The organism is Okeania sp. SIO2F5 (assembly GCF_010692685.1).
GTDB classification, from domain to species: Bacteria; Cyanobacteriota; Cyanobacteriia; order Cyanobacteriales; family Microcoleaceae; genus Okeania; species Okeania hirsuta.
The window spans coordinates 1-18024 of the sequence record NZ_JAAHGU010000094.1 but is presented as its reverse complement, the minus strand read 5'-3'; the positions used below and the strand labels follow the sequence as shown (position 1 = coordinate 18024).

The window sequence follows — 18024 nt, the reverse complement described above, 5'->3', positions numbered from 1 at the left end:
AACTTTATGAGAAGTTCAAAATAAGTGACGCATATAAGACCTTATTATTACAACCTTTCAATAGAAAGTTATGGTGATAATAATGTGCATATCAGTAATAAATTATAGGATACTCTACTATGTATGTATTTGCCAATTTATTATGATAGTCGAGCAACAGATAATATTGCCCCCTGGTAGTTTTTTGAGACTGCCAAGTATGGATGAAAAAGGTATATAATACATTAAAGAGGTTATTTTACTCCTGATGCTTGGCATGAGGCTAAAAATGCAATTGCTGAGGCTAGACAGATTATTCTTCATTTTCCTAACTAGAAATTTAAGTTTTATTTATTTTATGGATGGAATTTATACCCTTGCCAATGATGTTGTCTACGATCAACTTATTGCCCTATTAAATAGTATAGAGGTAAATGTTGGTACTGATACCCCAGTTTGTGTTATTGCTTATGATGATTGCACGGAAAAAGTCCAAGCAGAAATAGAAAAACGTAAAAATGTTCAATTTTTAGACAATTCAGAAATATTTATTCCTTGGGAAGAATTTTCCTACCAAGCTTGGAAAGGTCATCCAAATGCCTTGAGTATGTGGGCAGAAAAAGGTATAAAAGGAGTAAATAGAATTGGCATGAATCGTAGATATTGTGGTTTCGATCCTCAAGCTCCTTTTGAAAAGTTTATGTATTTTGATGCAGATATTTTGGTATTAAATTCTGTTGAATATATTTTTGATCGATTGGATAAAGATGATTTTGTTGTCTATGATTTTCAGTATAAAGACCCCTCCCATATTTTTAATTTAGAGTCCCCCAAATTGTTGGAAGTTTTTCCAGAATCACGGATTAAATCTGAAATTTTTTGTGCGGGTTTTTATGCAGGGAAAAGAGGTTTATTTTACAAATCACAAAGGGATTATCTAGTAGAAAAGCTCAATTCTGGAGAAGGAGAAATTTTATATACATCCGCTCCCAACCAATCTTTACTTAACTATATGAAAATGCGATTGGATATTCCTGTTTATAATTTTGGTCTTGATTTGCCACCAGAAAAAAGAACGGGTTGTTCTGTAACATCACCTCATTTTGAGGAAAAGGATCATGTACTATATGATAAAGGAGAAAGACTCACATATCTTCACTATATTGGAGTTTCATCGAAAGCATTTGCTAAAATTTGTGCCGGAGAAAATATAGATATTCCTTATCGGGATATATTTTTACACTATCGCTATCTACACGAAGCAGAGAAAAAACCGAAATTTATAGAGAAACCAAAACCATATAATCCGCCACCAAGTTTAATCAATAAAATTTTCAAGAAAATTGGATTATCAAAATGAAAGGAATTTATATTGTTGCTAATGATAAGGTACTTGATAACACAATTGCTCTGCTAAAAAGTATCAGATTATATGATTATGATACTCCAATTATGATGATTCCTTTTGATGAAGATTATCAGCAGGTAGCAGAAATAGTCACAAGTAAATATGGAGTAGAAATTTATCCAGATTTAGAATTTGTAAATAATCTTTGCAACAATTTGTATAACATTTTTGGTCAAGGCTTTTTTAATACTCCTAACAAACAAAAAAAACAAGCTTGTTGGTTTGGACCATTCGATGAATTTCTCTATATTGATGTTGATATTGTTGTATTTGAAAAAATAGCCGATAATCTCAAATATTTAGAAGATTATGACTTTTTGTGTTGCGACTATCAATATTTAAGTGGAATAAAAAACGTCTTCACATCCAAAGTTATAGAAAAAAAAATCTTTACTGAAGAACAACTTAAAAATGTATTTAATAGTGGGTGGTGGGCATCAAAGAAAAACCTGTTTACAGAAAATGAATTATATGAAACCTTTGCCGAATGTGCTGCCCATACCGAATATTTTGACTTTTCTGAAAAAACCACAGACCAGCCTATTTTTAACTATATAGTATTAAAACATATTTCTCGGCGATTAAATCTAGTCCGCCGACCCGAAGGCAAAGGTCCAGGAAGTTGGGCAGGTAGTCCCCATTTTCAACGAGAAGGCGATCGCTTGATTGACCCTAAAGTAGGTAAACCTGTACAATATTTACATTGGGCAGGTTTTCGGATTGAACCAGGATGCCCTTATTGGGATATTTGGGAGCATTATCGATATTTGGGGGAAGCTAAACCTACTTACTATCCTCAGAAAATTGAGACTAAAAAAAGTTTAGGGCAAAGATTTATTGATAAAGTTAAAAATATAGCTCGGCAAATCAAGAAAAGTTAAAGTTATTAATTCAGGAGTCAGGAGTCGTAGGGGCGAATGGCCATTCCACCGTACAGGAGTTAAATTTTTGCTGTGACTATAATTTGAGAAGAGCGAAAATGTCTGCATAAGTGGTGGCGACTACTATAATTTTGTACCTTACTTCTGATCATAATTGGTATATATAACCTTTCTCATCTCAAGTTACTACAGTACAGTTTTTTTTCTTCTTTTCTACTGCCCTACTCCCTACTCCCTAATCTTATTTGAAAATTTCTAGGTAAAAATATGACTCAGGAACCAAAAAAATTTTGTTTTTGTACTTTAGCACTAGGACAAAGGTACCGCGATATAACAAAGGAGTTAGTTAAAGATTTAGAAACAAATGCTCCAGGAATTTCTCTGGTAATTTATACAGAGAAACCTGATGATTTTAGTAGCTATAAAAATGTTATGGCTTTTGAACATCATCAACAAGGTATTCTACATTGTTATAATGATAAAATTTTTGTTTTTCAGAAAGCAATATCATTATTCCCTGCAGCTATATTCATAGATGCCGATACTAAGATTTTAGAATCACTACCAGAAGATATTGAATTGAAACCAGGAATTACTGGACGGCATGAAAATTTAGTAGAACACGTTTCAAAATATCGTCCTTTTAGTTTACCAATATTGAAAAAGTTGGCAGATAAGCTAAATATTTCTGATGATTCATTTAATAATTCTAGTTGGATAGGGGAATCTTTATTTATGATAGTTAGAGATAATGGTAAAGAAATAGAATTTTTGGAAGCTTGGGAAAAGATTTCTAAGTATGCAGAATTAAGAGGAATGTACGCTGGGGTAGGTAATTTAATGGGGTTAGCAGCAGCAAAAGTGGGGTGGGTTATTAATAGTGAAGCGTGGCTAAAAATTAGTAAAGTGACTCAGCACTGGGATGCTTCTCATAGTAGACCAAAAGCAACTTATTGGGATAATTTACAGAAGAGAGTGGGTTATCATTATCGTTTAAATAAAACTAGAATAATGGCTTTAAGAGATTTTGAATTTTATTATCGATAATCAGTATAAAATTGGGTTGCTATAGAGATCGAGGATAATATCAAATCATTGAATAGTTATTATATGGCAATACGGTTCAGTTAAGACGAAAAATTCTATGATATGGAACCATTATATAGGCTTTTCAGACGACAAAACTGTCAAAAAAATCCTTAACTGAGCCGTATTGTATTATATGGTGGTTGTGCGAAATGGTAGGATTGAATTATGAAAAATTTTAGTCAAAAAAAATACAGATGTACTTAACAAATTACCAGTGTGGAAGGGACAGTTAGGTTTATAGTATTGATGACATATTTAGAACGATATTCTGGCAAAACAATGAGATAGTTAATCACAAAGAAATTAGATTAGAGTTGTTGGCTTGAGACGTACAGGTAATCATGCTATTATTAATTGGATAATAAAACAGCATCATGAAGAAGTATAGGATATTAATAAAGTTCCGGTTAAAATAAACCCTTACCGTTTTTTATACCAACATTATCCTCAGGAAAAATTCAGAAGAGAAGCTAATGGTGATTTTCTTAAAAAAGATTGTTTGATTTATAGTTACGAGGATTTTGAACTTGAACAAATAGCTTCTCAAAAATTTGAGAATAAACATAATATTTATCTAGGAAAAAGTGCAGTCAGGTATCATGTATTAATCCTCAGAGAGCCTTATAATTTGATTGCAAGTAGGCTCAAGAAAGACTATATGACAGTCAGGAATAAAAATAAAACTGTTGTTGATTAATGGATTTCTTATGCTCAAGAATACTTGGGTGAAACACAGTATTTGAAGAACAATAAAGTTGTAATTGATTACAATAAGTGGTTTGCAGATGTAAATTATCGTCAGCAACTATCTTCACAGTTGAATTTCGAGTTTTCTGATGCAGGTATTAATGAAGTAAAAGGGTATGGTGGTGGAAGATCTTTTGATAAGCTTAGTTTTCAAGGTAAAGGTTCTGAAATGAATGTTTTAGGGAGGTGGCAAATTTGTTAACGACCCATTATATTGCAGTTTGTTGAACAATCAAGAATTAATAGACTATTCAGAGAAGATATTTGGTTATATTCCTAGTACAGAAAGTTTACTAATTGGAAAATCCTAGGTATAGTTTAAACCAAGCATTAGGAGAATTGTTAATTATTAAGTTCACTTTGGTTTGAATATAATTATAATTGTCCTCAGCGTTGAATAAATTTTTTCTATGATTGTAATTTCGCTTAAAATTTATATTTTCCTCAAAAAGAAACTTTTTTTGAGGAACCAAACTATATGCTTAAATTAGTTGAATCAAAGTATACGGAAAAAAAATCAATTAATTAATTAATTAATTAATTAATTAGTAATATTATGTGGAGTATTGAAAATGCCTAAACCTAGTTTTTTTATTGTAGGTGCTCCTAAATGTGGAACCACAGCAATGTGCAAATATCTTAATAGACATCCAGAGATATATATTCCTCGCATCAAGGAAATTAACTATTTTGACACTGACTTCAAATCTAAAATTAAGGCCAAAAATTTAGAAGAATATCTAGCTTTCTTTGATGATGGGTTGGGAAAAATTTGTGGAGAAGGAAGTCCTAGTTATTTTTATTCAAAGCAAGCAGCAACAGAAATTTATAATTTCAACCCAGATGCTAAAATTATTATCATGTTAAGGGAACCAGTTTCTTTATTATATTCTTATCATAGTCAAAAATTATTTAATGGTTCTAGTGAAGATATTCAAGATTTCAGAGAAGCTTTAGAAGCTGAGCCAGAGCGTAGGTTAGGAAAAAGAATACCTAAAAAGTGTAAATCTGCCAACCAACTTTTTTATACTGATGTAGTCAAGTTTACAGAAAATATTCAAAGATATTTTGACAAATTTGGTAGGGAAAGGGTTCATATAATTATATATGATGATTTTATAGCTGATTTACCTAAAGTTTACGAAAAAACTCTGAAATTTCTTGAAGTTGATTCCACATTTCAGACTGAGTTTAATCGTATCAATTCTAATAAAAAAGTCCGGAATCTTGCCTTACAACAACTTCTGAAATATCCTCCAGCTAAAATACTAGAATTTGGTAAGTTTTTATTGCCCCTACCTCGTTCAATGTTCTCAAAACGGATCAAAAAATCAATATCTCGATCCAGCCTACCTGTATTTATATTAATTGGCATTTTTAGTTTCCTAGCCACTTTATTTATGAAGGGTTCAACTTTTATATAGTGGTGCAACGGCTTTACCTTGTTAACAAATAATATAAAATCATTCCTATTCCATTCCTTAACTCCCCTACTAGGTGAAAAATAAAAAGAAATACACCTATCCCATGGATTTCTAGTTGTAGCAAACTTAAAAAAATGTTTAAGTTGCTTTGGAGACAAAACTGATTTATACTCATTGAGAGTAGAATGCTTTTTAATATTATATTTGTTGTTCCTAACTTCAAATCTCTCTACTCCATCATGGTGTTTGGCAAGATTAATAATTATATCTTCAGAATAATTTTTCAAAATAGTTTGAATGCTATTTCCGCCAGTTTTGGGAACATGAACAAAGAGAAAGTTTTTTTCAACAGAAATCATTTTTATGTTTTGTTTTTTTTACTGAATACTAAATATTTAACTAACTAAATATATTCAAAATTATACTAATAACTCTCTAATGCTAAAGTAGTAGGTATAGAAATATTCAAATCATTGGCTCTTTGAATATACTCCTCAATTCGTTCTTGACAATGTGATAAACTAATATCTTGTTTGCCACTATATTTTTTCTTAGTCTTTTTTCTCTGATTAATTTTTTGAGTATACATTTTCTTAGTGGAATCAGTTAGAGTAATTTTTAGTTGCTCAAACAGTGATTCAACCTTAGCAAAATTATTTAACTCTTCTAAGCAGACTTCATAAGTATTTATCCCTGGATATTCTTGCTGAAATCTCTTCGCCCTAGCTTCTATATCAATTAAATAAGCTATAGATAAATCCCACTGGTCTAAGTTTACATCCACGTCAATACAGGGAATAGCAGCAGTAACAGCATTAGGACTAGACATCCAAAACTTCCAAGCCTGATTTTTATCAGAGAAATACCCTAGTTCAATAAAACTTTTTAAGACTTTTGGTAAGTAGCGACGCAAAATAATCACCTCTATTTTGGGAAAATCCTGAACAACAACATCAAAAAAAGTTTTAATAAACATATGGTTTGTTTCACAGTATATCTTGTCATCAGGAATTTTTAAAAGTATGTCTTTAATAGCAGAGCTTTTAAACCTTCTTTTGGAAAAAGATGTTGCGTACTCAGATTTATTAACCATCGTTAAGTAATCACCAGTCATACTCGGACTAGGTTCGTGATAACTAATAACTTCCTCCGCAGTTCCTAAAAGTTCTGATAAATAATTAGAACCAGAACGCCCTGAATTAATACAGAAAATTAGTCGATGACTCAGAATCTTATTATGATTAATAGAATGTTGAATTTTTTGAATAATTTTTTGCTTCCCCTTACTAATTTTGCTAAACAATGAATTTAGCTTGGGTTGGTTATTCAAAATTTTTCTCCACCTTTAATAATATGTTTATTTGTATGATTTATCTATAATTTTTCTAGAATAATAATTATAGATAATTATTCATAATCCAATAGGGTTTAGATAAGACTAAAAGTGATAAGGTATGAAACCATGATTAGTAGCTATAGCAATCCTATTTTATTTGTGTATAAAAATCTTACTGCTTTTCGGGAATTGGGAATAGGCAATGGGCAATAGGCAAGAGTTTCGGAGTTTATTTCTAGTTTTTGAATTGTTACAACCTATGCAAGGATTGCTATATAGCAATCTTATTCAAGTTGTAATATTTTGGTGGCGATTAGTAGTCAGGACTCAGGAACCAGGAGTCATAATTTGCTCATGTTTTCAGCTCAGATTAACTATTATAAAAAAAATTGTCAAAACTAATGGGCGGATACTATATTGGGATTACAGAACTGCTAAAAAAAATCTTTAACGGGACTGTATCGATCTATAGACTCATCTACTTTCTTCCTTCTACTTTCTGCAAAAAATCCTTAACTGAACTGTATTATTCATAATCCCACTCATAAGGTGAGTTTTTATTACCAACAATGGCATAAAATTCTCTGATAGTATCTTCTGTCATTTCTGTTAGCCAGCTAGTATCTAATTTAATCAATGAATTGGTTGAGTTTTGTTTTTCTTCTAGAGAATTTTTATACTTATTCATTGAGGTACGAGTTCCTGTATTTCCTGAAATTATATGATGTTCATATTTCCAATAGTCAAGCATTTCTGGCCTAAATTCTATGCCTAAAAAATCGCAAACTTGTTGAACAGTTGCTGGAAGTTGAGTTACTAACATCTCATACCTAACTAAGATTTTGTTTTTATAAAAGTTGTCAAAAAAAACTTCATTATTAGTAACTCTTTCTAGCCAAAGGTAACTAATTTCTTTAACAGTCATATTACGTCTTTTTTTGAGATAAGAATTTAGCACTGCTCTACCATCACGGACTAAATGTAATAAATAAATATCAAATTCTTTCTTTAACTCTTTTAGCCGCAACATACTTGAAATCCAGTATATTGTCTTAGTAGAATCTACAATAATATCAGCAGGCGTTTTAGAAGCAATAATTGAGTAAGGACGAAATATATGATCATTAACAATTTCCCTGAAAAATTTCTCTACTTTTAAAGGAATAGCAGGAGATATTCTGGCATTTGATAACCCTAGAGAAAGATTGTGTAATTCTTTTTGACTAAACTGATGATTCCAAAAATCATCAAGTTTACCTTTCTTATTTAAGTCTGGCAAATTACTTAATTCTCCCACTGTAAAACACTGAGGATGGCTATCTAAAATTAATGACAGTAGAGTAGAACCACAATAAGCTGTTCCTAAAATAAACAGGACTTTTTTTTTCATAATAATTATGCTCCTGATTTGATTTATTTTTGTCGCCAGTACCAACGGTTTACACTGGTAATAAACTTTTGCATTTTCACCGGAAGAGTAAATTCTAATCCAGCAACTTTGTAGGGTAAATATCCTTGCAACATATACTTTTTAGTAACTGTAAAGTTAGCCGGAATTTCTAAACCCATTTTTTTAAAGCTAGAAGCACAATTTTCTGTTAACTCTCCTCGATGAGTGCTTTCTCCAACTATAACTAAATTTTTTTCAGGGACATAAAATTTTTCTCCTTCTAGTTTTTCTTTTGGGAAATCATTCATTTCTGCTGCCTTAAAATTATAATCTGGAAAAGATTCAAACATTCTTCTGATAACTTTAACCCTAACAAATTGAGGTCTCCAAGCAGACTTCATCACCCTACCATTTGAAAAAACAGTTTCATATAATACCAAACCACTGTTTGTCAAAAGCTTACTATCTTTTTTAAGAAATTTATCAGTATGAAAATAGGGTTTGGTTGCAATGACTAAAAATGAGCAAATCTGAGGATCTTCAATTGTCTTAACCAGGTTGTATATTTCTTGTGCCTCTCTATCTCTAATTCTGGCAAGATAGCGATCGTCCATGCACCAGTATATCCATTCATTATCATCTAAGTCTTGAAGTAAAGTTAAGACAGTTGCTTTAATGGGAGATTCTGTTTTAATGAATTCTATTTTATCTCCGTATTTTTTCTTGATCGATTGGGGATAGTTATCATTGTAAGGAACGCGATATGTGAAATAGTTATTTCTCCAGAGCTTCTCATAAGTTTGGATGGTATGATCGGCAAATGGCATATACTTGTCGCAGGTTAATACAACAGCTTTCATTAGTTACTTTAAAGGTTAAGGTTAAGACAATGGATAAATTATTCACTTTATTATATAAATCCTATTTATGTTGTAATATTTTCCTGGTAGAGGCGATTTCCTGCGGAATGCTGCTCAGATCGCGAATCGCCTGTACAGGAGTCAGGAAAAATGTGGATTATAGAGCAATACGGTTTCCTACGGAATGCGGAGCTAACAGATAAGACCAAAACTAATAAGGTACAATCTATAGACTCATCTACATTCCTTCTTCCTTCCTTCTTCCTTCTTCAAAAACTATAGAGAGACTGAACCCATTCCCATTCTCTTTGCAATCCCTCTTTCAAAGAAACTTGAGGTTGATAACCTAAAATTTTCTGTGCCTTAGAAACATCTGCACTGGTATGACGAGCATCTCCCCTCGCTTTTTCCACAAAATTTTTCTTAATTGGACGCCCCACTATTTCCTCCATCGTGTTAATAACTTCTGCCAATACAACCCGACTACCTCCACCAACATTAAATACCTCACCCACTGCTTCAGGTACTTTACCTGCTGCTAAGTTAGCTGCTATTGCATCACTAATAAAAGTAAAGTCCCTAGTTTGCTGGCCATCTCCATAAATAGAAATTGGCTCATCTTGCAAAATCCACTTAAAAAATTTATGAAAGGCCATATCAGGTCTTTGCCGGGGGCCGTATACTGTAAAGTAGCGTAAATATACGCAGGGTACACCAAAATTCTGATGATACAACTTACCTAATCGTTCTGCTGCTAACTTAGTAATTCCATAAGGGGATACTGGTTGAGGACAAATAGTCTCAGGAGTGGGAAAAGTTTCAGCATTACCATATACAGAAGAAGTAGAAGCATAAACCAATCTTTTCAAATTAGGAGCATCTTTAGCAGCTTCTAAAATTATTTGAGTAGCATTTATATTACGCTCTGTATAAGAACGAAAACCTTCACCCCAACTAGCACGAACACCTGCTTGGGCAGCTTGATGATAAACTATATCTATATCTGCTAATAACTCTGACCAATTTAAAGATTGAATATCATTTTCTATTAGTTGGAAAGCAGAATGGTCTTTAAATTGAGAAATATTCTGACGCTTCAAAGCAGGGTCATAGTAATCATTAAATTGATCGATTCCTATTACTTTTTCTCCTTGATTTAAAAGAGTTTCTGCTAAATGAGACCCGATAAATCCACCAACACCTGTTACGATAATATTAGTCATTTTTTCCTATATTCAAGTGGCTATTTTTTGCTGAAACCGGGAGTCAATTTATCCTAATGTTGAAAAAAATTAACTCTCTTCTGTTATGCTCCGTTCCATCTTATCTAAAATTTTAGTAAGCTGAATCCAGACAACTAATCCAGTTGCTACAGTTAAAGGCAAACAAATAGAATAGGCAACTAAGTTAGTAAATCCAAATAATTGTAAACTTGAGGATAAAAATATTAATGCACCACTAGCAATACCTAAATAGGGAAGCTGTAATGTTAATCCTCTCATACTAACTATATTACAAGTAGAAGGATTTACTGACCAATCTTTAACCAGTTGCTTAATTAATTTGGCAAATACTATTCCTGAAGATAAACTGATTAATAAACCAACTGCGATTAGAAAATAGGGAGGTTGAGGAAGACTATACACAAATATTTCCTTAATATTTCCTTGATTTATGCTTTAGATACATTGAGGAATATATACTACTGAATTACAGAATTATTTGTCAAAAAAACATTTTATTTTCAATTCATTATCTGACTTTACTAAAATTAAAAAATAAATTCTTATCTGTAATTCAGCAATATTCAGACATCAAGTCATTAATTGAATTTTTGATTATTTGTCATTGCCATTACAGAAGGTAAAATTGCAGTAGCTCTCTGTGTAGAAAATTCAGCTAGAGCGCCTAAAGCAATATTAAACAAACGACTTGGTTGAAAGTCATCTTGAATTAGACCCCACAAACGAGTAACTTCTTCGGTGTGAATTCGGTCATCTTCTACCATTGCTAGTATCAATTTTTTTCGGAGAAATTCACCCTCTTCACTCAAAAGATATTGTAAACCTAATTGAGCAGTAGGTAGTATATCAAAATTTTGGTCTGTCTGAGCTATGCCAATCAAATTTTCTAACCTTTGCCACTGAAACTTTCCATCTTTAAACAATACCTCAATTAACCGACGACGTAATGCTGGGGACTCACCTTTTAATAATCTTCTTGCCACATAAGGATAAGCAACATCAACTATTCTGAAATTTGGATTTAGGGAAAGAGCTAAACCTTCCTCGGTGACCAAAGAACGAATAATTAAGGCAAACTTAGCCGGAACTCGGAATGGGTATTCATACATTAGTTCCGAGAACTTATCTGTAATTGTCTTAAAGTTAAAATCCTTAACTTTCTCACCCATAATATTTCCCAGCACTATTTCTAAAGCTGGTACAATTGGCTGAATATCTACATCCGGTGCCAAAAACCCAAGCTTGACAAAATCTTTAGCCAACTCTTGATAATCTTTATTAATCAAATGAATGACTGAGTCAACCAAAGTTTCTTTAGTATCCTGCTCCAATTGATCCATCATGCCAAAGTCAATGTAGGCCATCCGACCATCTTTTAATGCAAATAAGTTACCGGGATGAGGATCTGCATGAAAAAAGCCAAACTCTAGTAATTGACGTAGACCGCTAGTAACCCCTACCGTAATTAGAGTATCAGTATCAAGACCTGCTGCTTTAATTTGTTCAGTATCTAATAATTTCAGACCATCAATCCATTCCAAGGTCAAAACATGGATGGTAGTATAACGCCAAAATATTGATGGTACCTTCACACTTGGGTCATCGGCAAAATAAGTAGCAAATCTTTCTGCATTTCGCCCTTCATTGATATAGTCAATCTCTTCAAATAGCTTTGTGCCAAATTCATCTACAATCAGAGATAAATCATGGCCAAGATTGAGAGGTAACCAGGGAGCTAACCAACTTGCTCCCCAGCGCATTAAGAATAAATCGAGAGTAATAATAGGCAGTAAGTTTGGTCGTTGAACTTTTACTGCTACTACTTCTCCACTCCGAAGACGTGCTTGATAAACTTGACCCAGACTAGCTGCTGCAACTGGTCTGGGAGAAATTTCGCTATATATATCGTTGATGTTTTGGCCTAACTCAGTCTCTATGATCGAGATTGCTTTCTTATTATCAAAAGGTGGTAACTGGTCTTGTAGTTTTGTTAGTTCTTCTAAAAAGTCTTTACGAATTAAATCTGGTCTTGTTGATAATGCCTGGCCTACTTTAATAAATGTTGGTCCTAAACGAGTTAGGATTTTTCGCAGTTGGGTAGCTCGTTCGGGAGTATCTTCAACTTTGTCATATTGCCATTTATCCCATAAAACTCCTAGTAGAAAACTAGCAAAAGACAAAACTATAACGAGAAATCTCCAAATTACTAACCAGGGACGGTAACGGTAATATTTAGCGATCGCTTCTGGGTCGTACCGTCTTGTTGAATTAAAGTGATTGTCATCCACTTTTAATATTTTCCTCTTAAATTTTATATTTTTTATTTATTAAGTTGAGTTAAAGAAGCGGTCAGCACTCAGCACTCAGCTTTGTTCATTTTTTTTAACGTGATACGCCATCCCTTTTAAACCATCCAGTGCTTGGGGTTGACGGGAATTTTAACCAGAGTTGCCAAAAAAGGAGATGGTATTTCATCTTAGCTTTTTTCTACAATATCGCTATATATAGTGTGGCACTATAGTTTTTGTTTACTATATATAGAGTTTTTGCGTAAGTCATTTGAAAAAAGGAGATGATATTTCACCTTAGCTTTTCTGTAGCAAATCACTATATATAGTGTGGTACTATAGTTTTTGTTTACTATATATAGAGTTTTTGCGTAAGTCGTTTGAAAAAAGGAGATGGTATTTCTCCTTGGCTTTTCTGTGGCAAATCGCTATATACAGTGTGGCACTATAGTTTTTTTTACTATATATAGAGTTTTTGCGTAAGTCGTTTGAAAAAAGGAGATGGTATTTCTCCTTGGCTTTTCTGTGGCAAATCGCTATATATAGTGTGGCACTATAGTTTTTGTTTACTATATATAGAGTTTTTGTGTAAGTCATCTGAAAAAAGAAGGTGGTATTTCTCCTTGGCTTTTCTGTGGCAAATCGCTATATACAGTGTGGCACTATAGTTTTTTTTACTATATATAGAGTTTTTGCGTAAGTCATCTGAAAAAAGAAGGTGGTATTTCACAACAAAAATAACTCAAAGATATTAGCAGTTTCTAAGTAACGGGCAATTGTTATCTTTCTGTATTTAGCTATATTTCTAGAGCTTAGAGCTGAAAATTTTCCTTCATCTTTTTGTTGTTTGTTGCACCTTTTTTCTTCTTAACTAATGGCAGATTTTAAGTGATTCAGAAGGTATAAAAAAATTTATCCCTGCTGTATTAAATTAAATTTTTTTTATTTTTATTAAGTATAGTATACAAAACTACAAATTTCAAAAATAAATTTTAAAGAAATATTAAAGTTAACACTATCAAAACTTACCGAAAAATTAAGGTATAAAGCCTCTCCATTCATGGAGAAAAAAGCGGTCGATCTTCGTAGCTTCCCGTAGGGTGGGATGGCGAGGAGACCTCACCATATTCAATGGACCAAGAGAAGAAAAAAATTCCTTGTACAGCAGTTTTTAAATGGGTAAACCATAGTTAAAAAGTTAGGTGGTAGGTGGAGCGGTGGTAAGCGAAACAAGGACTGCAAATTCCACAATAGATGGCTGACTTTGTGGTCTACTCGAATGAAAAGCGCTGTAACCCAATCCTTTCCTTTCAAGAAGAGGTAATTCTAAATTATAAATTCTAAATTATAAATTCTTGAAGCATTTTTCCAACAAAAACACTATATATACCATAGTGCTACAGTTTTTATCTGCTATATGTAGTGCCTTGGCGTAATTCCTGACTATTAAAGTTCTTGTAAACAATCCTTAAAAGCAAATATAACTTGTTCTTGTTGTTGAGTAGAAAGTTCAGGAAACATAGGCAAGGACAAAACCTGATGACAAACTTTTTCTACCACTGGCAACTGACGGAATGCCAAAAATTTGTAAACTGGCTGTAAATGTAAAGGAGTAGGATAGTAAACCATTGAACCTATTCCTTTGTTTTGTAACTGAATGCGAATCCAATTACGCAGAGAATCAGAAAAACGAGACTTTGCTTTAGCTTCTAAATCTTGACTTTTGAGCCTAATCGTGTATTGATTCCAAACACATCTACTACTAGCCAACTCTTGAGGAGGAACTACAGCATTTATTCCACTAAGAAATTCAAAGTAACGATTTGCTAGATCGCGACGTTGCTCGTTCCAACTATCTAGATAACGCAACTTAACTTGTAGAATTGCAGCTTGTATAGTGTCCAACCGACTATTAATACCGATATGTTCATAAAAATATTTAGCAGACTGTCCATGATTTTTGAGCATTCGTACTTGGGCAGCGATCGCCGAGTTATTAGTAGTTAAAGCGCCACCATCTCCCAAAGCTCCCAAATTTTTAGTAGGAAAAAAACTAAAACAACCAATATCACCAAAACTTCCTACTTTTTTGTCTGACCATTCAGCCCCTGTAGCTTGGGCACAATCTTCTATAACTATTAAATTATGGGAACGAGCGATCGCCATCAACCGGGTCATATCTACAGGTTGACCAAATAAATGTACTGGCAAAATAGCCTTTGTTTTTTCTGTGATAGCTGATTGGAGTTGTTCAATATCTAGGTTAAAAGTCTGGGGGTCAATATCAATAAAAATTGGTGTTGCTCCAACAGCACTTATTACTTCAGCGGTGGCGAAAAAAGTAAAAGGAGTAGTAATTACTTCATCACCAGGCCCAATATTTACAGCTCGTAAAGCTAGAAATAGAGCATCAGTACCAGAGTTACAGGATACACAATGAGATACATCTATATAGTTAGCAAATTGTTGTTCAAACTCATCAACAATAGACCCACCAATATAGCGACCAGAGCTGAGTACTTCTTGGACTCTGCTGTTTATTTCTTCAGCGATAAATTTATACTGTTGTGTTAAATCTAGGGGAGGAATATTAGTCATATTCAGAGTGAGAAATTAAAGAATAAAAGGCTAGTAAAATTTCTTGATATGATAACTGACTTAGAAAATCAAGCTACTGTTAACGTGAGTCTTGTAATAGCAATCCTAAATCATTTGTGATAATTTGATTGCTTCGGTGTTTCTCTCATACTTGTTCCCTATTCCCTATTTCCTAAAATATACAATATCTCACAACTCAAATAAGAGTGCTAAAATACAATTTTATCTACAATCTAAATATAGATATTTTCTAGTATTAACTCAATCAAAACTTCACCTAACCTATAACTTTAGGTAGTAGTATAATCATTTTTAGATTTGATATATTTGCATCTAGAATAAATGCTTTAATTTATTGCTAAGACAAGTAATTTTTTAATTTACCTAAGAGTAATTATAATTGTCTATTAGTTAACTCATAATAGGAGAATGCAATGTCAAAATCTTCTGTGATAACAGTTGATAATAAAGAAACTGGAAAAAAAGAGAATGTGTATTGGAAAGAAGAAAAATATTACTATGGTGAAAAATTAATAGAGAGTATACAAAAGAGATGTGCCGATCATTTTGGTGGTTTAGTTTGGAAAGTACTACCTGATACTCATAAGTCAGGTCTTGATAATCCTCCTGAACCTGCTGTGGATTATGATGATATGAGTGAGGCTATTAACTAATACTAAAATTAATTCCAGAATGTTCATATTAGTCATTTGAATTAGCTATTCTGAGCTAAGTCATCTGAAAATTATAGTTTCAAAAAGAAGAATATACATTAGTATAAATTGCTCATACCTCACTAGAAACCATAATGCTTTTGGTGAGGTTTATGATGATTTTTACTAACTAATATAGCAATTCCCAAAAAGCGTGAGGTACAAAATTTAGGTTTGAGGGAACAGGGAATAAAAAAACAAAAAGATAACTGTATATCATTAATTTGAGAAACGCTATATAAAATTCAACCTTAAGTAACAAATATGATTCAATTAACAATTACAGATATAGCTATGGCTTTAGGACTTATTGCTATAGCTATTGGTTTATCAGCTTGGCAAAAATTAGGATTAGAATGGCAACTATTAATAGCAACAATTCGTACTATTGTACAGTTAATATTTGTTGGCTATGTATTAGAAATAGTATTCGATTATAAACAACCTTGGTTGGCGCTCGCTATAATTACTGTTATGTTAACAGTTGCTTCTGTTGTTGCTAAAAATAGAATTAGTAAAAAAATACCTCGATTATTACCTTTAGTTTGGGGTTCGATTTTAACCAGTACCGTTTTAAGTATCAGTTATACCAACTTATTAGTTATTCAACCTGAAACTTGGTACGAACCTCAATATTTAATTCCACTGGTGGGAATTGTATTAGGAAATGCGATAAATGGAGCAGCGATCGCTGGAGAAAGACTTGTCAGTATAATTAATTCTAGTCCGGTGGAAATTGAAACTTATTTAAGTTTAGGGGCAACTCCACAAACAGCAGTTGCTAAGTATAGAAAAGATGCTATTCGTGCTGCATTAATACCGAATTTAAACCAGATGATGGTAATTGGAATAGTTACACTTCCTGGAATTGTTACTGGTCAGTTATTAAGTGGTGTTAATCCTTTGGATGCTGTGGCATATCAAATGTTAATTATGTTTCTTTTGGCTTTTGCAAATTTGGTGACAAGTTTATTAGTTACTTATAGTTTATGTAGACAATTTTTTAATCAGGATGCGCAATTGCAAAATTTATAAAGAAGGAAGAAGTAAGAAGGAAGAGGGAAGAAGGAATAAGAAAGAAGGAATAAGAAAGAAGGAATAAGAAAGAAGAAAGAAGAAAGAAGGAATAAGAAAGAAGAAAGAAGGAATAAGAAAGAAGGAAAGTGTATGAGTCTATAGATCGATACTTTATGAGTTTTGGTCTTAATTTCTCTAAGACTAATCTTCAATAATAGTGAGTCCAATATCTATAGCATTTTGATAATAAGTGAAAGCTTCATCTAATTTTCCTTGTTTCTTTAACACTACTCCTAAATGATAGTGAGTCTACGGAAAATCTGGTTTAATTTTAATAGCTTGATAGTACGCTTCTATTGCTTCCCCATAAAGATTATTTTCTCGAAAAATACCACCTAGTGTATGATAATAAGCCCAAGATTTTTTGGGATTAATTCCAATCCCTTGAGCATAAGCAATCAAAGCTTCGTCTAATTTTCCTTGTTTTTGTAGTAGATATCCTATTTGATTGTAATATTCTTGAGTATAATTTTGTGGTTGTTCTTTTTCTTTGTCTGAAGTTGAAATCTTGTGATTATTTTGATTTTCACTACCATAATTTTCTAATAAACCAATAACATTTGAATTACATTCACCGATTACTTGCATTTGTTCGGCATTCAAAAATTCATAATAAGGGCGGTTGTCATCTCTGAAAAATCCTTTAGCTTTTGGTAAATATCCATCGAATGGTATATTTAATTTCTGACAGACGAAAGTTAAATCTGAGCGAATATTTTCATATTTACCAATAAAATAGACTGCTAATTTATCGTTGATTGTGTAAATATTCCAATTGTTTTTTGATGAATTAGAATAGTTATTTTTTAGCCAGTCGTTATAGCAATGAGCGCTGGCATCTTTACATGTTACATAGATATTTGCAATGTAATATAAAAGTAACTGTATGAGCTGTATTTTTCATAAATTAGGCGATCGCTAAACCTTAAAGTTTTAAGGATGTCTGTAATGGTATTGATAATTTACAGTTTATAGCTTGAAATTGTTTAC

General features: G+C 32.5%; 15 protein-coding genes and 2 pseudogenes. 7 read left to right on the top strand and 10 right to left on the bottom strand.

Translation table 11 applies throughout. The features are described 5' to 3' along the window. The first annotated feature begins 337 nt into the window (after window positions 1–337). The 5 genes from F6K27_RS23025 (at window position 338) to F6K27_RS23005 (ending at window position 5528) form a co-directional block, all read left to right on the top strand. The gene (locus tag F6K27_RS23025) at window positions 338–1339 is read left to right on the top strand and encodes an Npun_R2821/Npun_R2822 family protein (protein ID WP_287278462.1); all 1002 of its coding nucleotides are present in this window, start codon (window positions 338–340) and stop codon (window positions 1337–1339) included. Further along, a complete protein-coding gene (locus tag F6K27_RS23020) occupies window positions 1336–2268 on the top strand; it encodes an Npun_R2821/Npun_R2822 family protein (RefSeq protein ID WP_287278461.1) in 933 nt (310 codons plus the stop codon). Before F6K27_RS23025 ends, F6K27_RS23020 begins: the two co-directional genes overlap by 4 nt. A 267-nt stretch (window positions 2269–2535) precedes the next feature. After that, complete coding sequence (locus tag F6K27_RS23015) at window positions 2536–3315, top strand: hypothetical protein (protein WP_287243712.1); 780 nt, start codon at window positions 2536–2538, stop codon at window positions 3313–3315. A gap of 763 nt (window positions 3316–4078) precedes the next feature. Further along, a complete protein-coding gene (locus F6K27_RS23010) occupies window positions 4079–4306 on the top strand; it encodes a hypothetical protein (protein WP_287278460.1) in 228 nt (75 codons plus the stop codon). 370 nt (window positions 4307–4676) lie between these two features. Continuing rightward, on the top strand, window positions 4677–5528 hold the full coding sequence (locus F6K27_RS23005) for a sulfotransferase (RefSeq protein ID WP_287278459.1): 852 nt from the start codon (window positions 4677–4679) through the stop codon (window positions 5526–5528). A gap of 89 nt (window positions 5529–5617) precedes the next feature. On the opposite strand, the pseudogene F6K27_RS33925 reads toward F6K27_RS23005, so the two are convergent. The 8 genes and pseudogenes from F6K27_RS33925 to F6K27_RS22970 all read right to left on the bottom strand — a co-directional run. Continuing rightward, window positions 5618–5887 (bottom strand): annotated as a pseudogene (locus F6K27_RS33925) (sulfotransferase family 2 domain-containing protein); the annotation flags it as partial. Between the two features lie 65 nt (window positions 5888–5952). Beyond that, entirely contained in the window at window positions 5953–6858 is a 906-nt protein-coding gene (locus F6K27_RS23000; protein ID WP_287278458.1) for a hypothetical protein, read from the bottom strand. Between the two features lie 532 nt (window positions 6859–7390). Then, window positions 7391–8254 (bottom strand): sulfotransferase, encoded by an 864-nt coding sequence (locus tag F6K27_RS22995; protein ID WP_287278457.1) that lies wholly within the window; start codon window positions 8252–8254, stop codon window positions 7391–7393. Window positions 8255–8277: 23 nt separating this feature from the next. Next, entirely contained in the window at window positions 8278–9114 is an 837-nt protein-coding gene (locus F6K27_RS22990) for a hypothetical protein (RefSeq protein ID WP_287278456.1), read from the bottom strand. Window positions 9115–9383: 269 nt separating this feature from the next. After that, entirely contained in the window at window positions 9384–10337 is a 954-nt protein-coding gene (locus F6K27_RS22985) for an NAD-dependent epimerase/dehydratase family protein (RefSeq protein WP_287243698.1), read from the bottom strand. A 69-nt stretch (window positions 10338–10406) separates the two neighbouring features. Next, window positions 10407–10760 (bottom strand): hypothetical protein, encoded by a 354-nt coding sequence (locus F6K27_RS22980; RefSeq protein ID WP_287243697.1) that lies wholly within the window; start codon window positions 10758–10760, stop codon window positions 10407–10409. A 176-nt stretch (window positions 10761–10936) separates the two neighbouring features. Continuing rightward, window positions 10937–12646 carry an AarF/ABC1/UbiB kinase family protein gene (locus tag F6K27_RS22975; RefSeq protein ID WP_287278455.1) on the bottom strand — a complete coding sequence of 570 codons (1710 nt, stop codon included), beginning with the start codon at window positions 12644–12646 and terminating at the stop codon, window positions 10937–10939. A gap of 1446 nt (window positions 12647–14092) precedes the next feature. After that, complete coding sequence (locus F6K27_RS22970) at window positions 14093–15244, bottom strand: DegT/DnrJ/EryC1/StrS aminotransferase family protein (RefSeq protein ID WP_287278454.1); 1152 nt, start codon at window positions 15242–15244, stop codon at window positions 14093–14095. Between the two features lie 434 nt (window positions 15245–15678). Here F6K27_RS22970 and F6K27_RS22965 point away from each other — a divergent pair, with 434 nt between their 5' ends. After that, window positions 15679–15918, top strand: coding sequence for a hypothetical protein (locus F6K27_RS22965; protein ID WP_287278453.1), 240 nt, complete (start codon window positions 15679–15681; stop codon window positions 15916–15918). 303 nt (window positions 15919–16221) lie between these two features. Then, window positions 16222–16992, top strand: a complete 771-nt coding sequence (fetB, locus tag F6K27_RS22960) for an ABC transporter permease (protein ID WP_124154888.1) — start codon at window positions 16222–16224, stop codon at window positions 16990–16992. 183 nt (window positions 16993–17175) lie between these two features. On the opposite strand, the pseudogene F6K27_RS33920 reads toward fetB, so the two are convergent. Both F6K27_RS33920 and F6K27_RS22955 read right to left on the bottom strand, forming a co-directional pair. Beyond that, a pseudogene (locus F6K27_RS33920) lies at window positions 17176–17271 on the bottom strand (tetratricopeptide repeat protein); the annotation flags it as partial. A 12-nt stretch (window positions 17272–17283) separates the two neighbouring features. After that, window positions 17284–17622: a tetratricopeptide repeat protein gene (locus tag F6K27_RS22955; RefSeq protein WP_287300922.1), complete on the bottom strand. Its 339-nt coding sequence runs from the start codon at window positions 17620–17622 to the stop codon at window positions 17284–17286. Window positions 17623–18024 lie beyond the last annotated feature (402 nt).

Bases quoted from the DNA above. Each gene is read 5' to 3' on its own strand.
- F6K27_RS23025 (WP_287278462.1), top strand. From the start codon at position 338: ATGGATGGAATTTATACCCTTGCCAATGATGTTGTCTACGATCAACTT.
- F6K27_RS23020 (WP_287278461.1), top strand. From the start codon at position 1,336: ATGAAAGGAATTTATATTGTTGCTAATGATAAGGTACTTGATAACACA.
- F6K27_RS23015 (WP_287243712.1), top strand. From the start codon at position 2,536: ATGACTCAGGAACCAAAAAAATTTTGTTTTTGTACTTTAGCACTAGGA.
- F6K27_RS23005 (WP_287278459.1), top strand. From the start codon at position 4,677: ATGCCTAAACCTAGTTTTTTTATTGTAGGTGCTCCTAAATGTGGAACC.
- F6K27_RS22995 (WP_287278457.1), bottom strand. From the start codon at position 8,254: ATGAAAAAAAAAGTCCTGTTTATTTTAGGAACAGCTTATTGTGGTTCT.
- F6K27_RS22990 (WP_287278456.1), bottom strand. From the start codon at position 9,114: ATGAAAGCTGTTGTATTAACCTGCGACAAGTATATGCCATTTGCCGAT.
- F6K27_RS22985 (WP_287243698.1), bottom strand. From the start codon at position 10,337: ATGACTAATATTATCGTAACAGGTGTTGGTGGATTTATCGGGTCTCAT.
- F6K27_RS22970 (WP_287278454.1), bottom strand. From the start codon at position 15,244: ATGACTAATATTCCTCCCCTAGATTTAACACAACAGTATAAATTTATC.
- F6K27_RS22965 (WP_287278453.1), top strand. From the start codon at position 15,679: ATGTCAAAATCTTCTGTGATAACAGTTGATAATAAAGAAACTGGAAAA.
- fetB (WP_124154888.1), top strand. From the start codon at position 16,222: ATGATTCAATTAACAATTACAGATATAGCTATGGCTTTAGGACTTATT.
- F6K27_RS22955 (WP_287300922.1), bottom strand. From the start codon at position 17,622: ATGCAAGTAATCGGTGAATGTAATTCAAATGTTATTGGTTTATTAGAA.